Source organism: Alcanivorax sp. HI0044, from assembly GCF_001634945.1.
The window spans coordinates 1-501 of the sequence record NZ_LWEZ01001113.1 but is presented as its reverse complement, the minus strand read 5'-3'; the positions used below and the strand labels follow the sequence as shown (position 1 = coordinate 501).

1 protein-coding gene is annotated in these 501 nt (G+C 56.7%); it reads right to left on the bottom strand.

From position 1 onward, the window contains the following. The coding region (locus A3730_RS13175; RefSeq protein WP_082872367.1) for a GTP-binding protein at positions 1-499 on the bottom strand (499 nt) is incomplete at its 3' end. Between the last annotated feature and the right edge of the window lie 2 nt (positions 500-501).

Sequence of the window (501 nt, the reverse complement as noted above, 5' to 3'; positions counted from 1 at the left end):
CGTCACCCGGGAAGTCGTAGTCGCTCAGCAGCTCACGCACTTCCATTTCGACCAGCTCGAGCAGCTCTTCATCGTCAACCATGTCCGCTTTGTTCAGGAACACAACAATGAAAGGCACGCCAACCTGACGGGACAGCAGGATGTGCTCACGAGTCTGCGGCATGGGGCCGTCAGCTGCGGAACAAACCAGGATTGCGCCGTCCATCTGCGCGGCACCGGTGATCATGTTTTTCACATAGTCAGCGTGACCGGGGCAGTCTACGTGGGCGTAGTGACGAGTCGGAGAATCGTACTCTACGTGTGAGGTCGCGATGGTAATACCACGCTCACGCTCTTCCGGGGCATTATCAATACCATCGAAAGCAATGGCGCTACCGCCCCAGACTTCTGCACACACGCGGGTCAGCGCGGCAGTCAGGGTGGTTTTACCATGGTCAACGTGACCGATGGTGCCTACGTTTACGTGCGGTTTATTACGTTCGAACTTTTCCTTAGCCACGG